The sequence below is a fragment of the Yinghuangia sp. YIM S09857 genome (assembly GCF_051388915.1).
Lineage (GTDB): Bacteria > Actinomycetota > Actinomycetes > Streptomycetales > Streptomycetaceae > Yinghuangia.
The window spans coordinates 34,296-51,225 of sequence record NZ_JBPKBH010000011.1 but is presented as its reverse complement, the minus strand read 5'-3'; the positions used below and the strand labels follow the sequence as shown (position 1 = coordinate 51,225).

13 protein-coding genes are annotated in these 16,930 nt (G+C 70.9%); 9 read left to right on the top strand and 4 right to left on the bottom strand.

The window, feature by feature from the left end:
• Positions 1-198: 198 nt before the first annotated feature.
• A complete protein-coding gene (locus ACRX5S_RS23290) occupies positions 199-1,098 on the bottom strand; it encodes an ADP-ribosylglycohydrolase family protein (RefSeq protein WP_436774996.1) in 900 nt (299 codons plus the stop codon).
• 564 nt (positions 1,099-1,662) lie between these two features.
• Here ACRX5S_RS23290 and ACRX5S_RS23285 point away from each other — a divergent pair.
• The 6 genes from ACRX5S_RS23285 (at position 1,663) to ACRX5S_RS23260 (ending at position 10,942) form a co-directional block, all read left to right on the top strand.
• On the top strand, positions 1,663-3,933 hold the full coding sequence (locus tag ACRX5S_RS23285; protein ID WP_436774995.1) for a putative bifunctional diguanylate cyclase/phosphodiesterase: 2,271 nt from the start codon (positions 1,663-1,665) through the stop codon (positions 3,931-3,933).
• Between the two features lie 697 nt (positions 3,934-4,630).
• A complete protein-coding gene (locus ACRX5S_RS23280) occupies positions 4,631-6,235 on the top strand; it encodes an ABC transporter substrate-binding protein (RefSeq protein WP_436774994.1) in 1,605 nt (534 codons plus the stop codon).
• Between the two features lie 112 nt (positions 6,236-6,347).
• A complete protein-coding gene (locus ACRX5S_RS23275) occupies positions 6,348-7,379 on the top strand; it encodes an ABC transporter permease (RefSeq protein WP_436774993.1) in 1,032 nt (343 codons plus the stop codon).
• Complete coding sequence (locus ACRX5S_RS23270; protein ID WP_436774992.1) at positions 7,379-8,494, top strand: ABC transporter permease; 1,116 nt, start codon at positions 7,379-7,381, stop codon at positions 8,492-8,494. Before ACRX5S_RS23275 ends, ACRX5S_RS23270 begins: the two co-directional genes overlap by 1 nt.
• Positions 8,491-9,582 (top strand): ABC transporter ATP-binding protein, encoded by a 1,092-nt coding sequence (locus ACRX5S_RS23265; RefSeq protein WP_436774991.1) that lies wholly within the window; start codon positions 8,491-8,493, stop codon positions 9,580-9,582. The genes ACRX5S_RS23270 and ACRX5S_RS23265 overlap by 4 nt, the downstream gene beginning before the upstream one ends.
• Entirely contained in the window at positions 9,566-10,942 is a 1,377-nt protein-coding gene (locus ACRX5S_RS23260) for an ABC transporter ATP-binding protein (RefSeq protein ID WP_436774990.1), read from the top strand. The genes ACRX5S_RS23265 and ACRX5S_RS23260 overlap by 17 nt, the downstream gene beginning before the upstream one ends.
• Positions 10,943-11,023: 81 nt before the next feature.
• Here ACRX5S_RS23260 and ACRX5S_RS23255 read toward each other — a convergent pair whose 3' ends face one another.
• Together ACRX5S_RS23255 and ACRX5S_RS23250 are read right to left on the bottom strand one after the other, a co-directional pair.
• Positions 11,024-11,443, bottom strand: a complete 420-nt coding sequence (locus ACRX5S_RS23255) for an ester cyclase (protein ID WP_436774989.1) — start codon at positions 11,441-11,443, stop codon at positions 11,024-11,026.
• A 164-nt stretch (positions 11,444-11,607) separates the two neighbouring features.
• Complete coding sequence (locus tag ACRX5S_RS23250) at positions 11,608-12,879, bottom strand: MFS transporter (protein ID WP_436774988.1); 1,272 nt, start codon at positions 12,877-12,879, stop codon at positions 11,608-11,610.
• A gap of 463 nt (positions 12,880-13,342) precedes the next feature.
• Between ACRX5S_RS23250 and ACRX5S_RS23245 the strand changes: the two genes are divergently transcribed.
• From ACRX5S_RS23245 to ACRX5S_RS23235, 3 genes are all read left to right on the top strand, one after another.
• Positions 13,343-13,669 (top strand): hypothetical protein, encoded by a 327-nt coding sequence (locus tag ACRX5S_RS23245; RefSeq protein WP_436774987.1) that lies wholly within the window; start codon positions 13,343-13,345, stop codon positions 13,667-13,669.
• A 173-nt stretch (positions 13,670-13,842) separates the two neighbouring features.
• Entirely contained in the window at positions 13,843-15,099 is a 1,257-nt protein-coding gene (locus tag ACRX5S_RS23240; RefSeq protein ID WP_436774986.1) for a DUF6745 domain-containing protein, read from the top strand.
• A gap of 101 nt (positions 15,100-15,200) precedes the next feature.
• On the top strand, positions 15,201-15,941 hold the full coding sequence (locus ACRX5S_RS23235) for a hypothetical protein (RefSeq protein WP_436774985.1): 741 nt from the start codon (positions 15,201-15,203) through the stop codon (positions 15,939-15,941).
• Here ACRX5S_RS23235 and ACRX5S_RS23230 read toward each other — a convergent pair.
• Complete coding sequence (locus ACRX5S_RS23230; protein ID WP_436775193.1) at positions 15,881-16,795, bottom strand: STM4011 family radical SAM protein; 915 nt, start codon at positions 16,793-16,795, stop codon at positions 15,881-15,883. The two genes, ACRX5S_RS23235 and ACRX5S_RS23230, sit on opposite strands and share 61 nt — an antisense overlap.
• Positions 16,796-16,930: the final 135 nt, after the last annotated feature.

Genomic DNA, 16,930 nt, shown 5'->3' with positions numbered 1-16,930 from the left:
CGCGAATCATCGCGTGTCGGGTCCGCCTGTTTGCTTCGCCTGTCAGTCCCGCCTGTCCCGGGTATCGGTCCCGCGCGTCGGTCCCGCCTGTCCCGCACGTCGGTCCCGCGTGTCGGTCCTGCGCGTCGGATCCGTGTGCGGGATCCGCATGTTGGCCCCGCGTGTCAGTCCGCGCGTCGAGCCTGTGTTCGCAACTGCCTAGCCGCGCAACCCCCATCGTTCGGCCAGACGGGTGTCAAGAGCTTCGAGGTACGTGCGCCCGTACGCGCCGTCCTCCAGCGTCCGCACCAGCACGTCCGGCAAATCCTGCGTGTACTCCGCGGACACCGACGCCGCGGCCAGGGCGATCGTCGCCACCGTGTCGACGTCCCCCGTATACGCCACGCACGCCTTCAGCAGCCCGCTCATCGTGGTGTGCGCGGCCAGCGCCGTGACCGCCGCCCGCGCGCTGTGCATGCCGGGGGAGCGCACCTTGCCGCGCCACGCCTCGGCCCACCGGCCGTACCCCTCCGGCTCCGGCACATTGTCCGCGAGCCAGCGCGGCAGGCGGGCCACCGGGCCGAGGCCGTGGCGGCAGTAGTGCACCGCGTACGCCGCCCCCAGCGCCGCCGCGACGCCGCCCGGCGAGTCGTGCGTGATCTTCGCCTGGAGCGCGGTCAGGCGTGCGACCTCGTCCAGCGACGGCAGCAGCCCGACGACCCCCGCGCGCATCGCCGCGCCGCTCTTGTCGCTGCCGGGCCGCAGAGTGTCGAGCAACTCCCGGCCACTCCATACGTGATCGAGCACCGACCGGAACCCGGAGGCGTACCCCGCGCGCTCGTCGCGGTGGTACGCACGGACGAACCGCTCCGCCAAGTCCTCGCGCGTGGGCTCCCCGTCGAGGAGCCATTCGGCCACGGCGACGCTCATTTGCGCGTCGTCGGTGTACATACCCGGGCGTATGTCGGTGTGTGTCGGATGCCGCGCGTACGCCGCAAGAGTGTTCCCCCGGCGGACGAACTCCGGTGGCGCGTACTCGAACCCCGCGCCGTACGCGTCCCCGATCGCCAGTTCGAGCAACAAGGCCCCAACCCCCAAATCCGTGTGGTCGACGGCCATCTGGTGTCCCTCGCAGGAGTGATGCTCCTCGCGCCGGGGCGGAGTGCGAGACGTTTCGCGGTCCCGGCGGATACCGTCGACGGTGATCACACGTCACTCATCGCGTGTGGGTCAACCGGATTAGCGGATCAGCGGGTGGCAAGTCCATGATCATCGCATCCGGCGGTGCGGGGTTCGCGGCGCCGACGGATCGACCGTTCGACCGAAAGGCGGGGGAATCGTGGAGCGACCTTCATGGGCGCCTGAGGAAGACGATCGGACCGAGCACCGCCATAGGGACGCCTCCATGCACCTGCGCGACCACGCCCGCACCGACCCCCGCACCGACCTCCGCAGTCACGCTCACGCACAGACCCACGTTGCCGCCCGTGCGGAGGCTGTCGTACGGGTGGTTCAGGTGGGTGCCCGCATTTACGCACACGCACAGACCCACGTCGCCGCACGCTCGCACGCCCGCACCCGGATCCGGATCCGCACCCACACCGGCACGCACAACTGCGCGCACACCCGCGCCCACACCCCGCCCCCGTGTCCGCCGCCGGAATCGGAAGCGGGGACACGTACATGAGTTCGCGCGCCGACGACGCCCCGCCCGGCGCGGCCGGTGTGGCGGCGGGGCTCGGCACCTCCGGCACCGTCCGCGACCAGGCCCCCGTCCGGCCGGACGCTCCGGACGAGTTCGCCCGTGAGTGGGCCAAGACCGTCGAGGCGATCGGGTGCGTCCCGCTGCCCGCCGACGCGATGTACGGCCGACTGCGCGAACTGACCGCGCGACTCGCCGAAGCCCTCGACACCGACCCCTTCCACCCCACCGAGGCACGCGCGGTCGGCGAGGAACTGGTCGCCGCGCACTTCATCGGCGCCGGGCTGCTGGAACGCACGTTCGCCCTCGTCGGCCACTGGTGGCCGCGGCTGCGCGAGCGCGCCTTCGCCGAGCGCCGCGACCCCGACGACTACCTGCTGCGCATCATCCAACTGCAAGGCGCCCTCGCCGCCGGGTACGCCGAGGCGCTGCGCGCCCGCACCCTCGCCGAGCAGCAGGCCGTGCACTCCGCCGTGCTCGACGCGCGCGAACTGACCGAGCAGGCCCTGCACAGCAGCGAGGCCCGTTTCCGCGCGGTGTTCGAGCAGTCCGGCCTCGGCATCGCCATCGGCGGCATCGACGGCGTGGTCCTGGACGTCAACCCGGCGCTCGCGCGGATGTTCGGCGCGGCCCGGGCCGACCTGGCCGGCCACCCGATGCGGGCCTTCATGTTCGCGGACGACCCGCCGCACGTCCGGCAGTGGTACGACGAGCTGGTGCGCGGCGAACGCGAGCACTTCTCCACGGAGAAGCAGTACCTGCGCGCCGACGGCGAGCCGCTGTGGACCCACCTGACCGTGTCGCTCGTGCGCGACGCCGCCGGGTCGCCGCAGTACCAGGTGGCGATGATGCACGACGTCACCGACCGGCACCGCCTCTACACCCGGCTGCGCCACCAGGCCCAGCACGACCCGCTGACCGGGATGCCGAACCGCGCGCTGTTCTTCGAGCGGCTGGAGGCGCTGTTCGCCGGGCCGGGCGCCGCCGACCGCGTCGGGCTGTGCTACCTGGACCTGGACGGGTTCAAGGTGGTCAACGACAGCCTCGGCCACGACGTCGGCGACCAGTTGCTGATCGCCGTGGCGCGGCGGCTGGACGCGTACGTCTCCCGGGCCGGGCACCTGATGGCCCGCATGGGCGGCGACGAGTTCGTGGTGCTCGTCGAGCACTCGGCGGGCACCGGGCAGGTGGTCGCGCTGGCCGAGGGCATTCTCGCCGCGCTGCGCGAGCCGTTCCGCATCCGCGGCCACGACCTGACCGTCAGCGCGTCGATCGGCATCGTCGAGCGGCCCGTCGCGGGCACCGGGCCGGCCGACACGATGCGCGCCGCGGACATCACGCTGTACTGGGCGAAGTCCGAGGGCCGGGGCCGCTGGACGGTGTTCGACACCGAGCGCAACGACCGCGAGGTGGCCCGCTACACGCTGTCCGCGGAGATGCCCGCGGCCTTGCAGCACGGCGAGTTCGACGTCGACTACCAGCCGCTCGTGTCGCTGTCCGACGGCTCGGTGCTCGGGGTCGAGGCGCTGGTGCGTTGGCGGCACCCGCGGCAGGGGCTGATCGGCCCGGACCGCTTCATCGGGCTGGCCGAGGAGACCGGCCTGATCGTCCCGTTGGGGATGTACGTCCTGGAGCGCGCCTGCCGGGAGGCCCGCCGCTGGCGCGACCTCGGGACGGGTGGCGGCCGCGTCGGCGGTGTCGCCCTCGGCGGCGAACTGCCGGGACCGGCCCCGTTCATCAGCGTGAACCTGGCCGAACGCCAGTGCCACGAGCCGGGGTTGGTCCGCCAGGTCGAGCGTGTCCTCACCGAGACCGGACTGGAGCCGCAGCGCCTCCAGTTCGAGCTGACCGAGTCGCAGATCATGGCGACCGACGGCGGCCCGCTGGAGCGGCTCCGCGAACTGGCGGCGATGGGCGTGCGCATCGCCATCGACGACTTCGGTACGGGGTACTCCAACCTCGCGTATCTGCGCCGCCTGCCGGTGTGCGAGCTGAAGATCGCCGGTTCGTTCGTCGAGGGCCTGCGGACGCCCGGAGACGCCGACCCCGTCGACGCGCGCATCGTGGCGTCCCTGGTCGAGCTCGCCCACGCGCTCGGCCTGACCGTGACCGCCGAAGGCATCGAAACCGCCGCCCAGGCCGAGCGGTTGCGGGCCATCGGCTGCGACGCGGGCCAGGGCTGGTACTTCTCCCGTCCGGGGCCGCCGGATCGCATCGCCAGCCTGCTGGACGGCGTCCCCCGCGTGGGCTGACCCGCACGCGGGGGTATCCGTCCCGGCGACCGCAAGGACCAGCCTGCGAACGGTGGTTCGCGCCGCAACGGGCAGGGCGACGTGGCGCCCGCGCGCCCGGACACGCGTTAGCCGCCCGGCCCCCGCCGTCCGGCCCCCGCCGTCCGGCCCCCGCGCCCTGACGCCCGGTCCCCGCCGCCCGGTTGCCGCCTGACCTCCGCGCCCTGCGGCCCGGTTGCCGCCCGGTCCCGCGCTGCCGTTCCGCACGTCCGGCCGCCGCGACCGTGCCGCCTCGACACCCCAACGGTTCGGTCGCATCGCGTCCGATCAAGATCCGTTCAACGGAGTTTGATGTTCGGTGGGCGGGAATACAAGCCCTCCGAGGCGATGAAATCCGGCCGTCTTTAAGGGAGTTGATAGCAGCATATGCACCCTTTTGCTGCGATCCACCGTGGCTGACTTTGCCGATTCGGGAGAAAACTTCAGCGCCATGTCGACACCAGACAAAGACCTGCGTTTCCATGGTCAACTTCCGATATGCCCTGCTGGCGCAGCGGTTGATGCGTCGGGTCTACGCGAGAAGCAGTCAACCGTGTCCTTCCCGTGACCTTTATGAGACCAACCGTCGTCCTCTTTCCTGAGGCGTGGACCACTATGGTTCCGGCCCAGGCAGCGCCGGATGTCCAGCATGCGGCGCCTGGGCAGAGGGACTTCATCCATGGCACGTACGAAGCGGGTAATAGCCGCGGTCGCGGTCGGCGTCATAGCGGCGAGCTCTCTCGCGGCTTGCGGTGAGAAGAAGAAGGACAACAGCCAGCCGGGCGGTCCGAGCGGCGGATCCCCCAACGCCGGCGCGACCGTGATCCTCGGCACCACCGACGGCAAGATAACCTCGCTCGACCCGGCGGGTGCGTACGACCTGCCCTCCTGGACCGTCTACTGGAACACCTTCCAGACGCTGCTGAGCCTGCCCGCGGGCAGCACCACGCCCACACCGGACGCCGCGCAGAAGTGCGAGTGGACGAACTCGAAGGTCTACACCTGCACGCTCAAGGACGGGCAGACGTTCTCCAACGGCACCCCGCTCACCTCCGAGGACGTCAAGTTCTCCTTCGACCGCATGATGAAGATCGCGGACCCGGAAGGCCCTTCGAGCCTCCTGGAGTCGCTGGAGAAGACCGAGGCCCCCGACCCGAAGACGGTCGTCTTCACGCTCAAGACCGAGGACGCGACCCTCCCGCACAAACTCACCTCCGGCGTCGGCATGATCGTGCCGTCCGACGAGAAGTACCCTGCGGACAAGCTCCGCGAGGACAACGTGCTGGTCGGCTCCGGGCCGTACAAGCTCGACAGCTTCAAGCCCGACGAGGAGGCCGCGTTCTCGGTCAACACCTCGTACAAGGGCGACGCGAAGCCCGCGAACAGCAAGTTCGTGATGCGCTTCTACGCCGAGGCGTCGACGCTGAAGCAGGCCGTCCAGAAGGGCGACGTGGACGTCGCCTTCCGCAACCTGACCCCGACCGACGTCGCCGACCTGCGCGGCAAGGCCTCCGGCGGCGGCTACCAGGTCATCGACGGCGAGGGCACCGAGCTGCGCTACATGACGTTCAACGTCACCACCGCGCCCGCCGACCAGAAGGCCGTACGGCAGGCCATCGCCCAGGTCGTCGACCGCGAGGCGATCGCCAAGAACGTCTACAACGACACCGTCACGCCGACCTACTCGATGATCCCGAACGGCGTGCAGGCGCACACGGACGCGTTCAAGGACAAGTACGGCGCCCCCGACAAGGCCAAGGCCAAGGCGTTCCTCGACGCCGCGGGGATCACCCAGCCCGTGAACATCACGTTGTGGTACACCCCGACGCGCTACGGCGCCGTCACCGCCGACGAATACGTCGAGATCAAGCGGCAGTTGGAGGCCAGTGGGCTGTTCAAGGTGGACCTCCAGTCCACCGAGTGGCAGCAGTACCAGACCGACTACAAGGCGGGGAAGTTCGCCGCCTTCGGCCTCGGCTGGTTCCCGGACTTCCCGGACCCGGACAACTACACCGCGCCGTTCCTCTACAAGGGCGGCTACTTCAAGAACAACTACGACAACCCCGCGGTGAACGAGCTGATCACCAAGTCCCAGGGGCAGACCGACCGCAAAGCCGCCGAGCCGACGTTCGCCGACATCCAGAAGGCGACCGCCGAGGACGTCCCGGTGCTGCCGATGTGGCAGGGCAAGCAGATCGCGGCCGCCCGCAACGGCGTGACCGGCGTCAAGGAGACGCTCGACCCGTCGTACATCCTGCGGTTCTGGATGATCGGCAAGCAGTAGCAGGCAGCGCTGTAGCTCCGCACGAGGGGGCGTCGGCCGGACGGAACTCCCGTTTCCGGGAGACCCGTTCGTACGATGCCCCCGCGTCGCGCCCACGAGGGAAGTCCGACACATGAGTCAGAAATCCGGGTCGCTCGGCCGGTACATAGCGATGCGCGTGCTGCTCGCCATCCCGATGATCTTCGTTCTGCTGACACTCGTCTTCGTGATGCTGAGGGTGGCCCCCGGCGACCCCATCAGCGCGTCCGCGGGCGGTGCCAAGCTCTCCGACGAGAAGATCGCGGAACTGCGGCACGCCGCGGGCTACGACAAGCCGCTCATCGAGCAGTACGGCACCTACCTCGCCGACGTCGTCCGACTCGACTTCGGCAAGTCCATCTCGACGAACCAGGACGTCGGCGACGTCATCCTGGACAAGGGCGGCGCCACCGTCACGCTCGCCACCGGCGCGCTGGTGTTCGCGCTGCTGCTCGGCATCCCCGTCGGACTCCTCGCGGGCCGCTTCCGGGACAGCGGATTCGACGTGTTCGCAAGGCTGTTCGGCATCATCACGTACGCCGCACCGGTGTTCGTCGTCGGGCTCCTCGCCCAGCAGCTGTTCGCCACCAAGTTGGGTTGGCTGCCGCTCGACGGCCAGACCGACCCGCTCATCGCGAACGACATCCCCGCCACGACCCACATCCTCATCCTCGACGCGATCTGGGTGAACGACTGGGAAGTGGTCTTCAACGTCCTGTGGCACCTGATCCTGCCGGCCTGCACCCTGGGCCTGCTGATCGTCGGCGTGTTCATCCGCATGGTCCGCATCAACCTGATCCAGACGCTGCGCGGCGACTACGTCGAGGCGGCCCGGGCCCGCGGCATCCGGGAGCGCGACGTCGTCACCAAGCACGGCTTCCGCAACGCGCTGGTGCCGGTCATCACCGTCATCGGTCTGCAAGTCGCGCTGCTGCTGGGCGGATCGGTGCTCACCGAGAAGACCTTCAACTGGCCCGGACTCGGCAAGCAGCTCATCGAGTTCCTCAACAGCCGCGACTACGTCGCGGTGCAGGGCATCGTCACCTTCATCGCCCTCGTGGTCGTGGTGATCAGCATGCTCATCGACATCATCAACGCGCTGATCGACCCGAGGGTGCGGTACTGATGGCCAATCTCCCCACCGAACTCGTCGCGCCCCCGGCCGAGGCGGTCGAACCGCCCAGGCGGTCCGCCCACGGCCTGCGCCGGGTCCTCGCGCCGATCCGCGAGGCGCACGGCCTCGCCCGGTTCATGCTGTGGTCCGGGCTCGTCATCACCGGTCTTTTCGTGGTGATCGCGGTCTTCGCGCCGTGGATCGCGCCGTACGGCCACGACAGCTACGAATCCGGCGGCGAACGCTTCCCGAAGCAGGAATCGCCAAGCGGGGACCACCCGTTCGGCACCACCGTGCAGAACTTCGACGTGCTCTCGCGCGTCGTCTGGGGCGCGCGTACGGCCCTCGAAGTCATGGTGTACGCCGTGGCGTTCTCGCTCTTCGTCGGCGTCCTGCTGGGCCTGCTCTCCGGCTACTTCGGCGGCTGGCTCGACCGCGTGCTGGTGCTGGTCATGGACACGCTCTTCGCGTTCCCGTACCTGCTGCTGGCGATCGTGGCCGCGTTCATGTTCTCGGACGTCCCCGGCGGCGGCATCGTCACGGCGGCGCTGGCCATCACGGTGGTCTACATACCGCAGTATTTCCGGGTCGTGCGCGCGTCGACGTTGTCCGCCCGCGAGGCGACGTACGTCGAGGCCGCCCGCGCGATGGGCGCCAAGCCGCGCACGATCATCGGCAAGTACGTGTTCTCCAACGTGATCCAGTCCGTCCCGGTCATCACGACGCTGAACGCCGCCGACGCGATCGCCACGCTCGCGGGGCTGGGCTTCCTCGGCTTCGGCATCCAGCCGACCGAGGCCGCGGAGTGGGGGTACGACCTCCAGCGCGCGATCCCGGACCTCGGCGCGGACATGTGGTGGACCGCCACATTCCCGGGTATCGCAATCGTGTTGGCCATCCTCGGCTTCACGCTGGTCGGCGAGGGCCTGAACGACGTCATGAACCCGTCTATGCGCAAACGGCGGATCCGCCCGGTCGTGATCCCCCCGATCACCCGGCCGCGCAAGGAAGTTGTACTGGAGACGGAGGCCGAAGTCTCCGAAGCAACCGAGGAATCCGCCGACGAGGAAGTACCGGAAGCGGCCGAGGCCGACGAAGCAGCCGAGACGGAGGAGGAGACCAAGTGACCTCCGCGGACACCGAAAAGGGTGCGTCCCTGGACACCGCGCCCCCGACCGCTCCGGCCGGAGGCGCCGCCGCCCCCGTGCTGTCCGCGCGCGACCTGCGTGTCTGGTACGGCAGCGAGCGCGGTCCGGTCACCGCCGTCGACGGCGTCTCGTTCGACGTACGCCCGGGCGAAACCCTGGGCCTGGTCGGCGAGTCCGGCTGCGGCAAGTCGACGCTCGGACGCGGCGTCCTCGGCTTGCTGCCGCCCGGCACCGCGGTCGACGGCGAGGTGCGGTTCGGCGGCCGCAACCTGGTCGGCATGCCGCCCCGCGAACTCCAGCGCCTGCGCGGACCCGAACTCGGGCTGATCTTCCAGGAGCCGATGACCCGGCTCAACCCGCTCATGCGCGTCTCCGAGCACTTCGAGGAGGCGCTGCGCACCCACAACCGGGAGCTCACCAAGGCCCAGGTGCGGGCCAGGGCACTGGAGTCGCTGCGCGGCATGGGCATCCCCGCGAGCCGGTACGAGTCGTACCCGCACGAGTTCTCCGGCGGCATGCGGCAGCGCATCATGATCGCGCTCGCGCTGGTCCTGCGCCCCGCCTTCGTGGTGGCCGACGAACCGACCACGGCCCTCGACGTCCTGGTCGAGGCGCAGATCATCCAGATCCTCGCCGACCTGCGCCGCAACTTCGACACCGCGCTCGTCCTCATCACCCACAACCTCGGCATCGTCGCCGAGGCGTGCGACCGGGTCGCGGTGATGTACGCCGGGCACATCGTCGAACAGGGCGACGCCCGCGAGGTGTTCGCCAACCCGCAGCACCCGTACACGCAGGAGCTCCTGCGTTCGACGATCTCGCTCGGCACCACCGGGCTGCACTTCATCCCCGGTTCGCCTCCGGACCTCGCCAACCCGCCTGCGGGCTGCCGGTTCCACCCGCGTTGTCCGAAGGCGATGCGGGTGTGCGCCGAGGACCCGCCGCCGGAGGTCACGCTGCCGTCCGGCAGCCGCACCATCTGCTGGCTTCCGGTGCCCGACATGACCACCGCGGAGCGACGCCGTCCGCTTGAGGCCGAGGAGATCAGCCTTGCCGACGAAGCCTGACATGCGAAAGACGGCCGCCCCCGCCGACGCCTCCGGTGGGACGCAGGCCGAGGTCCCGGCGGAAACCGCGTCCGGCCCCGGGGCCTCCGGCGCGGCCGAGAGTCTGGTCGAAGTCACCGGCCTGAAGGTGCACTTCCCCCTGCGCGGCGGCCTGTTCCAGCGCGGCACGGCGGCCGTCAAGGCGGTCGACGGCGTCTCGTTCAGCCTCCGCAAGGGTGAAGTCCTGGGCCTGGTGGGGGAGTCCGGATCGGGCAAGACGACGCTGGGACGCACCCTGCTCGGCCTCAACCGCGCCACTGCCGGTGTGATCCAGTACCGCGGACACGACATCGCGACCCTGCGGGAGTCCCAACTCCGGCCGTTGCGCCGCCGGTTGCAGATGATCTTCCAGGATCCGCACGCGTCGCTCAACCCGACGATGGACATCGCCACCGCGGTCGGGCACCCGCTCCTCGTGCACAAAATCGTCACCGACCGGGACGAGCGGCGCCGCAAGGTCGCCGAGACGCTGGAGCGCGTGGGGCTGAGCCCGGCCGAGCTGTTCATGGACAAGTACCCGTCCGACCTCTCCGGCGGCCAGAAGCAGCGCGCGGTCATGGCGCGGGCCATCATCGCCGGGCCCGAACTCCTCGTCGCCGACGAGCCGATCTCCATGCTCGACATGAGCGTGCGGGCCAAGATCCTGCAACTGTTCCTCGACCTCAGGAACGACCTGGACCTGACGTACGTCTACGTGACGCACGACCTGGCCAGCGCCAAGTTCTTCTGCGACCGCATCGCGATCATGTATCTGGGGCGCATCGTCGAGATCGGCACGACGGCGGAGATCTTCGCGAACCCGAGGCACCCGTACACGAAGGCACTCCTGGGTGCGATACCCGACCCGGAGAAGGCCAAGGTGCCGCGGAACCTGCCGCGCGGCGAGGTGCCGGACGCGGTGCTCCCGCCGCAGGGGTGCGCGTTCCACCCGCGATGCCCGGTGGCGGTGGCGTCCTGCGGCTGGGAGGTACGCGACCTGGGGGCGTTGCTGGAGCGGCACTGGCTGGCCGCGGGCGAGGACGCCCGGGTGGCGGAGTCGGCGATGTTCGGCCGCCCGGAGGAACTGACCGTGGCCGGGCCGCGCCAGATCCTGCTGACTCCGGCCAAGCACACGACGGCCCCGGCACTCGTGGACCTGCTCAAGCGGGTGCGGGAGAAGACGTCCGACGACCCGTTCTGGCGCGGTGTGACGGCGTGCGAGGTGCGGGGCGGGCGGGCGTACGTCGCTTTCGCGGAGGGCAAGGACCCGCAATTGCGCGTGGTCTCGGCGACCGAGAAGACGGAGGCTCCGGTGTCGGTGGCTTGTCACCTGGTGGAGTAGCGGCGGTAGGCGGGGCGCTGTCGGTCGGGCGCGTTGCCCGGGGACCGTCGGCGGGTCGGTTGCGGGCGCGCGGCCGGGGCGTCAGCCGCTGGGCGTGCCGAGGGCGCCAAGGCGGGTCATGAGGCCGAGGCTGTCGGAGACGACCCAGTATTCGGCGAAGCGTCCGTCCTCGGCGCGCAGCATGTCGACGCCGTGGAAAGCCACCTCGGTCCCGGCCGGCGCCTGCGCGTCGGGGATGCCGCCCTGGTAGGTGCCGTGGAACGTCCAGCGGGCGGCGAGCAGGTCGCCGTCCACGACCGGGCCGACGTCGAGTGTGTTCTCGATGCCGGTGAAGAGGGCGTGCGACTGGCGCACCTGGTCGGCCAGTTCCCCGGGACCGTGGAAGTCGTGGGTGGGCCAGTGCCCGACCACGTCCGGGGTGAAGATCCGTTCGACGACGTCGAAGTCCCCGGCCCAGACGTCGAAGAGCCACCGGCGGTAGAGCGCCTTGAGATCGGTCATGGCCACGCGGCTACCCGAATCGCGGCGGATCACGCCGGAGGCCGCGGCCGCCGTCCGGGTGAGGCTGGACGGCGGGCACGGCCTCCTGGGGTGTCCGGCCGGACGGGTGGACCGGACGGCGGACATGGCCTCCTGGGGTGGTCGTCCGGCCGGACGGGCGGGTGTCAGGCGGCCTTGGAGAGGGTCGACCTGTCCGTGAGCCGCGCCTGTGTCGCGGGTGCGGTTGTGGTTGCCGTCGGCCGTGCGTCGCTTGCCGGCCACAGCAGGACGGCACCGAGCGCACCCGTCGCGGCGAGGGCCGCGAGGACGGACCAGGTGGCGGTGAATCCGGCGTTCGTCCCCAGCCATCCCGCGATCGGGTAGGTGATCAGCCAGGCCAGGTGCGAGAGCGAGAACTGCGCGGCGAACGCGGCCGGAACGGCGTCGGGGGCGACGGAGGCGCGCAGCACGTTCCCGGTGGGCGTGACGACCAGGGCCATGCCGACGCCGATGACGGCCCAGACGACGGCGGTTGCCGCCCATGTGGTCAGGCCGGTCGCGGCGAGGGCCACCGCGGCGGCGGTTCCACCGAGCAGGACGCCTGCCCCGGTCATCATGACCGTGCGGGCGGCCACCCGGTCCAGGACGCGCGGCAGCACGAGGGCGGCGAGGAGCGTCCCGCTGCCGGACGTCGCGAGCATCCAGGCCACTCCGGACTGCGAGCCGCCGAGCCCGTCCCGCACGTAGTTGACGGTGTTGACGACGACGATCGACCCGGCCGCGGCGAGCACGAGGTTCAGCGCCATGACGCCGCGCAGCCGGGGAGTCGCGAGGAAGGTCCGTATTCCGGAGGCGGCCCGGTCCCAGGCCCGCGTCTGCGCGCTGGGGCGGGCGTTCGGGATCCGCGTGGACAGCACGAGCAGCGCCGAGACGAGGAACCCGGCCGAGGTGCCGAGGAAGAGCCGGCTGTAGCTGATGAACGCCAGGGCCAGCGCCGCCAGGACCGGGCTGAGCAGGCTCTCCATGGTGTAGGCGACCTGGGACGCCGACAACGCGCGGGTGTAGTCGGACTTGTCGGTGACGATGTCGGGGATCACGGCCTGGAAGGTCGGCGTGAACGCCGCGGACGCGGCCTGGAGCACGCCGATCAGCACGTAGATGTGCCAGACCTCGGTGATCAGCGGCAGGGCCAGCACCACCGCGCCGCGGACCACGTCCAGGAGGACCAGGAAGGTGCGTCGGGGGAGCCGGTCGGCGTAGGCGGCGGCGAGCGGGGCGATGACCACATACATGACCATCTTGATGGTGAGGGCGGTGGCGAGGACCATCCCGGCGCGGGGGCCGGCCAGGTCGTACGCGAGGAGGCCGAGGGCCACGGTGGTGAGTCCGGTGCCGAACAGGGCGATGACCTGGGCGCCGAACAGGCGGCGGTAGTCGCGGATCGCGAACAGGCTCATGGCGGGGGTTCCTTCCGTATCCGTGCGGGCGCGGCGGGGCGCGGCCCCGGGGTTGCGGCTGCGCCGCGCGCAGGGGGGAGCAGAGGGGGGACGGGACGTCTTCACGCATGGGCGCAGTCCTCCGGTGCGGGGCCGGTCCTGACGTGCCTGTGGACGTCGGCGGCGGGTGCGGGTCCCGGGTGGGTCAGGCGGGGCATGACGCTCCTTCGGCTTCTGCGGCGGGTACGGGCGGTGCGGCTCGCACCGCTCGGCTCCTGTTGCCGCTGTGTGGTTCGTCTCGCGACGTTGTCCCTGTTCGGACAGCACAGACGTTAACATACCCCCTGGGGGTATACGAGAGTGCGCGCGAAATTGCGTGCTCTCGGACTGCGGGGAGGGGCGGAAATCCGTGTCGGTGCGGCCGCGTAGCGTTTGTCCCATCGGGGTGGAGTGCCCCGACCGAGGCGACTGTGTAGGGGGCTTCATGTACCGCCAGGGCGACATCCTGCTGCTTCCCGTCGACGAGCGGGCGGTCCCGACCGGGGTGACCGCGCTGCCCGCCAAGCCGAGGGACGGGCGCGGGCGCCTGGTGCTGGCGCTCGGCGAGGTGACCGGCCACGCGCACGCCGTCGTCGGCGCGGGCACCCTGTTCCTCGACCCCGAGCCCACCGTGATCGGCCACCTGAAGCTGGACGCGCCGACCCGGCTGGTCCACGAGGAGCACGCCGCAATTCCGCTGCCCAAGGGCTGGTACCGGGTCGTCCGGCAGCGCGAGTATGTTCCGGGCGCGGTCCGCATCGTCGCCGACTAGGCCGAGTCCTTCGGATCTTGGTGCCGCTCACGTGTTCTGGTGCCGTGCATCGCAAGGAGCGGGCCGACAAGATCCGGAGGAAGGGCGCCAGTCGGCGGACACGCGGCAAGTGCCCGCGGACGGGGCCGTGTTCGCGGTCCGACGATCACCACGGATACCAGGAGAGCAGCATCGTGACCAGCCCCGCGACGACCCACGGCACTTCCGCGGCCCCGCAGCGCCAGGCCCTGCCCGAGCTCACCCTCGCGCACCGCGCCGCGCTCGCCGAGGCCGCCGACGAGTGGGCCGCGGTCGCGGCGGCGACCGGTGCGGCCGACCGGGCCGTCGCGGAGGCCGGCATCCGGGAGGCGTACCGCGCCGCGGGGTTGGCCGAGCCGTCGAAGATCCTCTGGTACGACTCCCCGCTCGCCGCCGCCGTCGCGGCCACCGTCGTCGCCGGTGCCTTCAAGCCGCAGGAACTGGCCGCCGCGGGGCTGCGCGTGCGTGCCCCGGCCGGTTCGCGCGCCGGGCGGTGCGTACGCGACAAGCTTCGCGCGGCGGCCTGGGAGCGGGCGCGTACCGACGCCGCTTCGCTGCTGGGCCAGACGGCGTGGGCGCAGGCCTGGCACGAGGTCTCCGAGCGACTGTGGGCACCGACCACCGGCCTCGCGGCCCGGGTGCGCACCGGTGTCGAGGAGGCGGTCGAGGCCGCCGTGACCGGCACGCGCACCCCGGGCGCGCGCGGGACCGCGGGCACCGTTGCCGGCCGTCCCGTCGCCGCCGAGGCCCGCGCCGCGACCCTCGACGCCCTGGGCGGCCAGCACGACGCCGCCTGGCTCGCGGCCTTCGACGGCCTGCGCCGCTGCTTCCCGGCACTCGACGACTCGCCCTCCGCGCCGGTGTTGGACGCCTTCGGCCGCATCGCCCGCTCCGCGGGGTGGTGGTGGCCGTACGAGAACTTCGTGCTCGCCGCCGAACGCCCGACCGCGCTGCACCGCGACGAGAACGCCCGCCTGCACAGCGGCGACGGCCCTGCCCTCGCCTTCCCCGACGGCTTCGCACTGCACGCGTGGCGCGGCATGCCCATCCCCGCCGATTTCGTCAGCGGCCTCGGCCCCCAGGGCAGCGGCCTGGACGCCACCCGCATCCGCCGCGAGGACAACGCCGAACTGCGCCGCGTGATGCTGGAGATCTACGGCTACGACCGCTACCTCGCCGAGGTGGGCGCCCGTCCCCTGCACCGCGACGCGACCGGCGTCCTGTGGCGCATCGAACTCCCCAACGACGAGCCCGTGGTCATGGTCGAGGTCCTCAACTCCACCCCCGAACCCGACGGCACCACCCGGACCTACTGGCTCCGCGTCCCCCCGACCACCCGCACCGCCCGAGAAGGTGTCGCCTGGACCTTCGGCCTCACCGCCTCCGAATACCACCCCGCCCGCGAGACCTGACCGCATCCTCTGCGGCGGAGGAACGGCGGAACCGCGGTGGCCCGCTTGTCCGTCCGAGTCGTGGGGGAGGGCGGCCTGTCCCTTTGCGAGGAGGCCTTGCGGTGTCCAAGTTCATGACGTTCCTGGCGGTGTGCACGGCGGTTGTGGGGACCGTGCTGTACTTCACGACCGATCTGGCGTTGTCAGAGTTGCTGGCGTTCGGCGCCGGAGCGCTGTTCTTGTTGTGGCAGGTTGTGCTGCTGACCGTGCCGTGGGGGCTGTACTTCCAGGCGAAGGCGGTCATCCGGGAGATCCATCTAGCTCGCGAGCAGGGCACCGAGGTGTCGGACGCGCGGGAGGAGGAGGCGGCTCGGATCGCCGGGCGCCTCAAGTGGGCTGCCATCGGTGCGCACGTGCTGTCGGCCGGGGTCGTCGCGGTGATCACGTACGTCTCGGGCGAGGACATCGGATACTACTTCTCCGGGTTCTACCTGCTGAGCACCGGATTCCGGCCCGCGCAGGCGTACTTCGCGCATCTGCGGCAGCGGCTGTCGGGGATGATGAACGAAGTCCGGTACCCGCACGAGAACGTGGTCGAGCTGCGGGCGCGCGTGACGACCGCCGAAGCCCAGGTGGAGGCGTTGCAGCGGCGCGTCGAGGAACTGGCCGAGGCGGACGAGGCGATGCGTGAGCTGATGGCCGCGAACGAGGCGGCCGGGCGCGCCCGTGACGAGAAGCTGGACCGCCAACTCGACGCCATCGGGCGCCGGTTCGAGGACACGGTGAACCGCCTGACGGACAATCAGGAGGTTATTGCGGGGATCAAGGCGTTCCTGCGCTTGTTGCGTACCGAGCAGGCCTGAGTCGCGTGCTGGGGCGGGGATGGGTTCGGGCGGGCGGGGACGCGTTCCAGGATGCCGTCGGCGAAGACGTCGTACAGCGGTAGCGACGGCATGTGCACGTAGCCGATGTGGCAGTCGCACTCCCGTTTGGGACAGGGGCGGGGGCGGAGTGCCTCGCGGAACGTGCCGTCGTAGAGGTTGCCGAGCACTTCGGGGACGAAGTGGCAGCGGCGTACGGTCCCGTCGCCGTCGACGCTGACCACGGACTCGCCGGTGCGGCAGGGCAGCCCTCGGGACGGGTGCGGGTGGCGGCTGTAGCCGAAATGGGGGTCGACGGCGGTCCACTCGGCGGCTTCGGCGTCGGTGTAGGTGCGGCCCTCGGCGGCGTTGACCCAGAGGTACGTGTCGGGCGGCAGATCGTCGCGCAACTGCCGTGCGGAGTCGAGGTGTTCGGGCTGGCCTACGATGCCGACGCTGAATCGGACGCCGCGGGCGCGGAGTTCGCGGCAGCGGGCCAGGAAGCGGACGTAAGGCACCTGGTCCGGGTGGTACGTCGCCCACAGTGCGAGGCGCGTGAGGTCGGCGGCGTCCGTCCAGCGGGGGTGGGCGCTCAGGTTGGTCTGGATCGCGACGCGGTCGACGTGGGGCAGGTGGCTCAGGCGGACGAGGGCGCGCCGGTACCAGGTGCGGACGAGGCCTTCGCCCCACGGCGTGAAGAGAACTGACAGGCGCTCAGGTGCGTCGGCGGCCCAGGCGGTGAAGCGTTCGAGTGCCGCCCGGTCGGCGCGCAGTTGCTGCGGGGTGTCGCGGCGTTTGGCGAACGGGCAGTAGCCGCAGTCGTAGTCGCAGGAGGCGAGGGGGCCGCGGTAGAGGATGGTGAGGGAGCGCGGGGACGGTACGCCCCCGTTCGCGGGAGCTGGCGTTGCGGCGGGCCGGGAAACTGGTTGGGAAACGGGTTGGGAAACGGGTTGGGAATTGCGCCGGGAAACGGGTTGGGACAAGAGCGTGGG

Bases quoted from the DNA above. Each gene is read 5' to 3' on its own strand.
- ACRX5S_RS23290 (WP_436774996.1), bottom strand. From the start codon at position 1,098: ATGGCCGTCGACCACACGGATTTGGGGGTTGGGGCCTTGTTGCTCGAA.
- ACRX5S_RS23285 (WP_436774995.1), top strand. From the start codon at position 1,663: ATGAGTTCGCGCGCCGACGACGCCCCGCCCGGCGCGGCCGGTGTGGCG.
- ACRX5S_RS23280 (WP_436774994.1), top strand. From the start codon at position 4,631: ATGGCACGTACGAAGCGGGTAATAGCCGCGGTCGCGGTCGGCGTCATA.
- ACRX5S_RS23275 (WP_436774993.1), top strand. From the start codon at position 6,348: ATGAGTCAGAAATCCGGGTCGCTCGGCCGGTACATAGCGATGCGCGTG.
- ACRX5S_RS23270 (WP_436774992.1), top strand. From the start codon at position 7,379: ATGGCCAATCTCCCCACCGAACTCGTCGCGCCCCCGGCCGAGGCGGTC.
- ACRX5S_RS23255 (WP_436774989.1), bottom strand. From the start codon at position 11,443: ATGACCGATCTCAAGGCGCTCTACCGCCGGTGGCTCTTCGACGTCTGG.
- ACRX5S_RS23250 (WP_436774988.1), bottom strand. From the start codon at position 12,879: ATGAGCCTGTTCGCGATCCGCGACTACCGCCGCCTGTTCGGCGCCCAG.
- ACRX5S_RS23245 (WP_436774987.1), top strand. From the start codon at position 13,343: ATGTACCGCCAGGGCGACATCCTGCTGCTTCCCGTCGACGAGCGGGCG.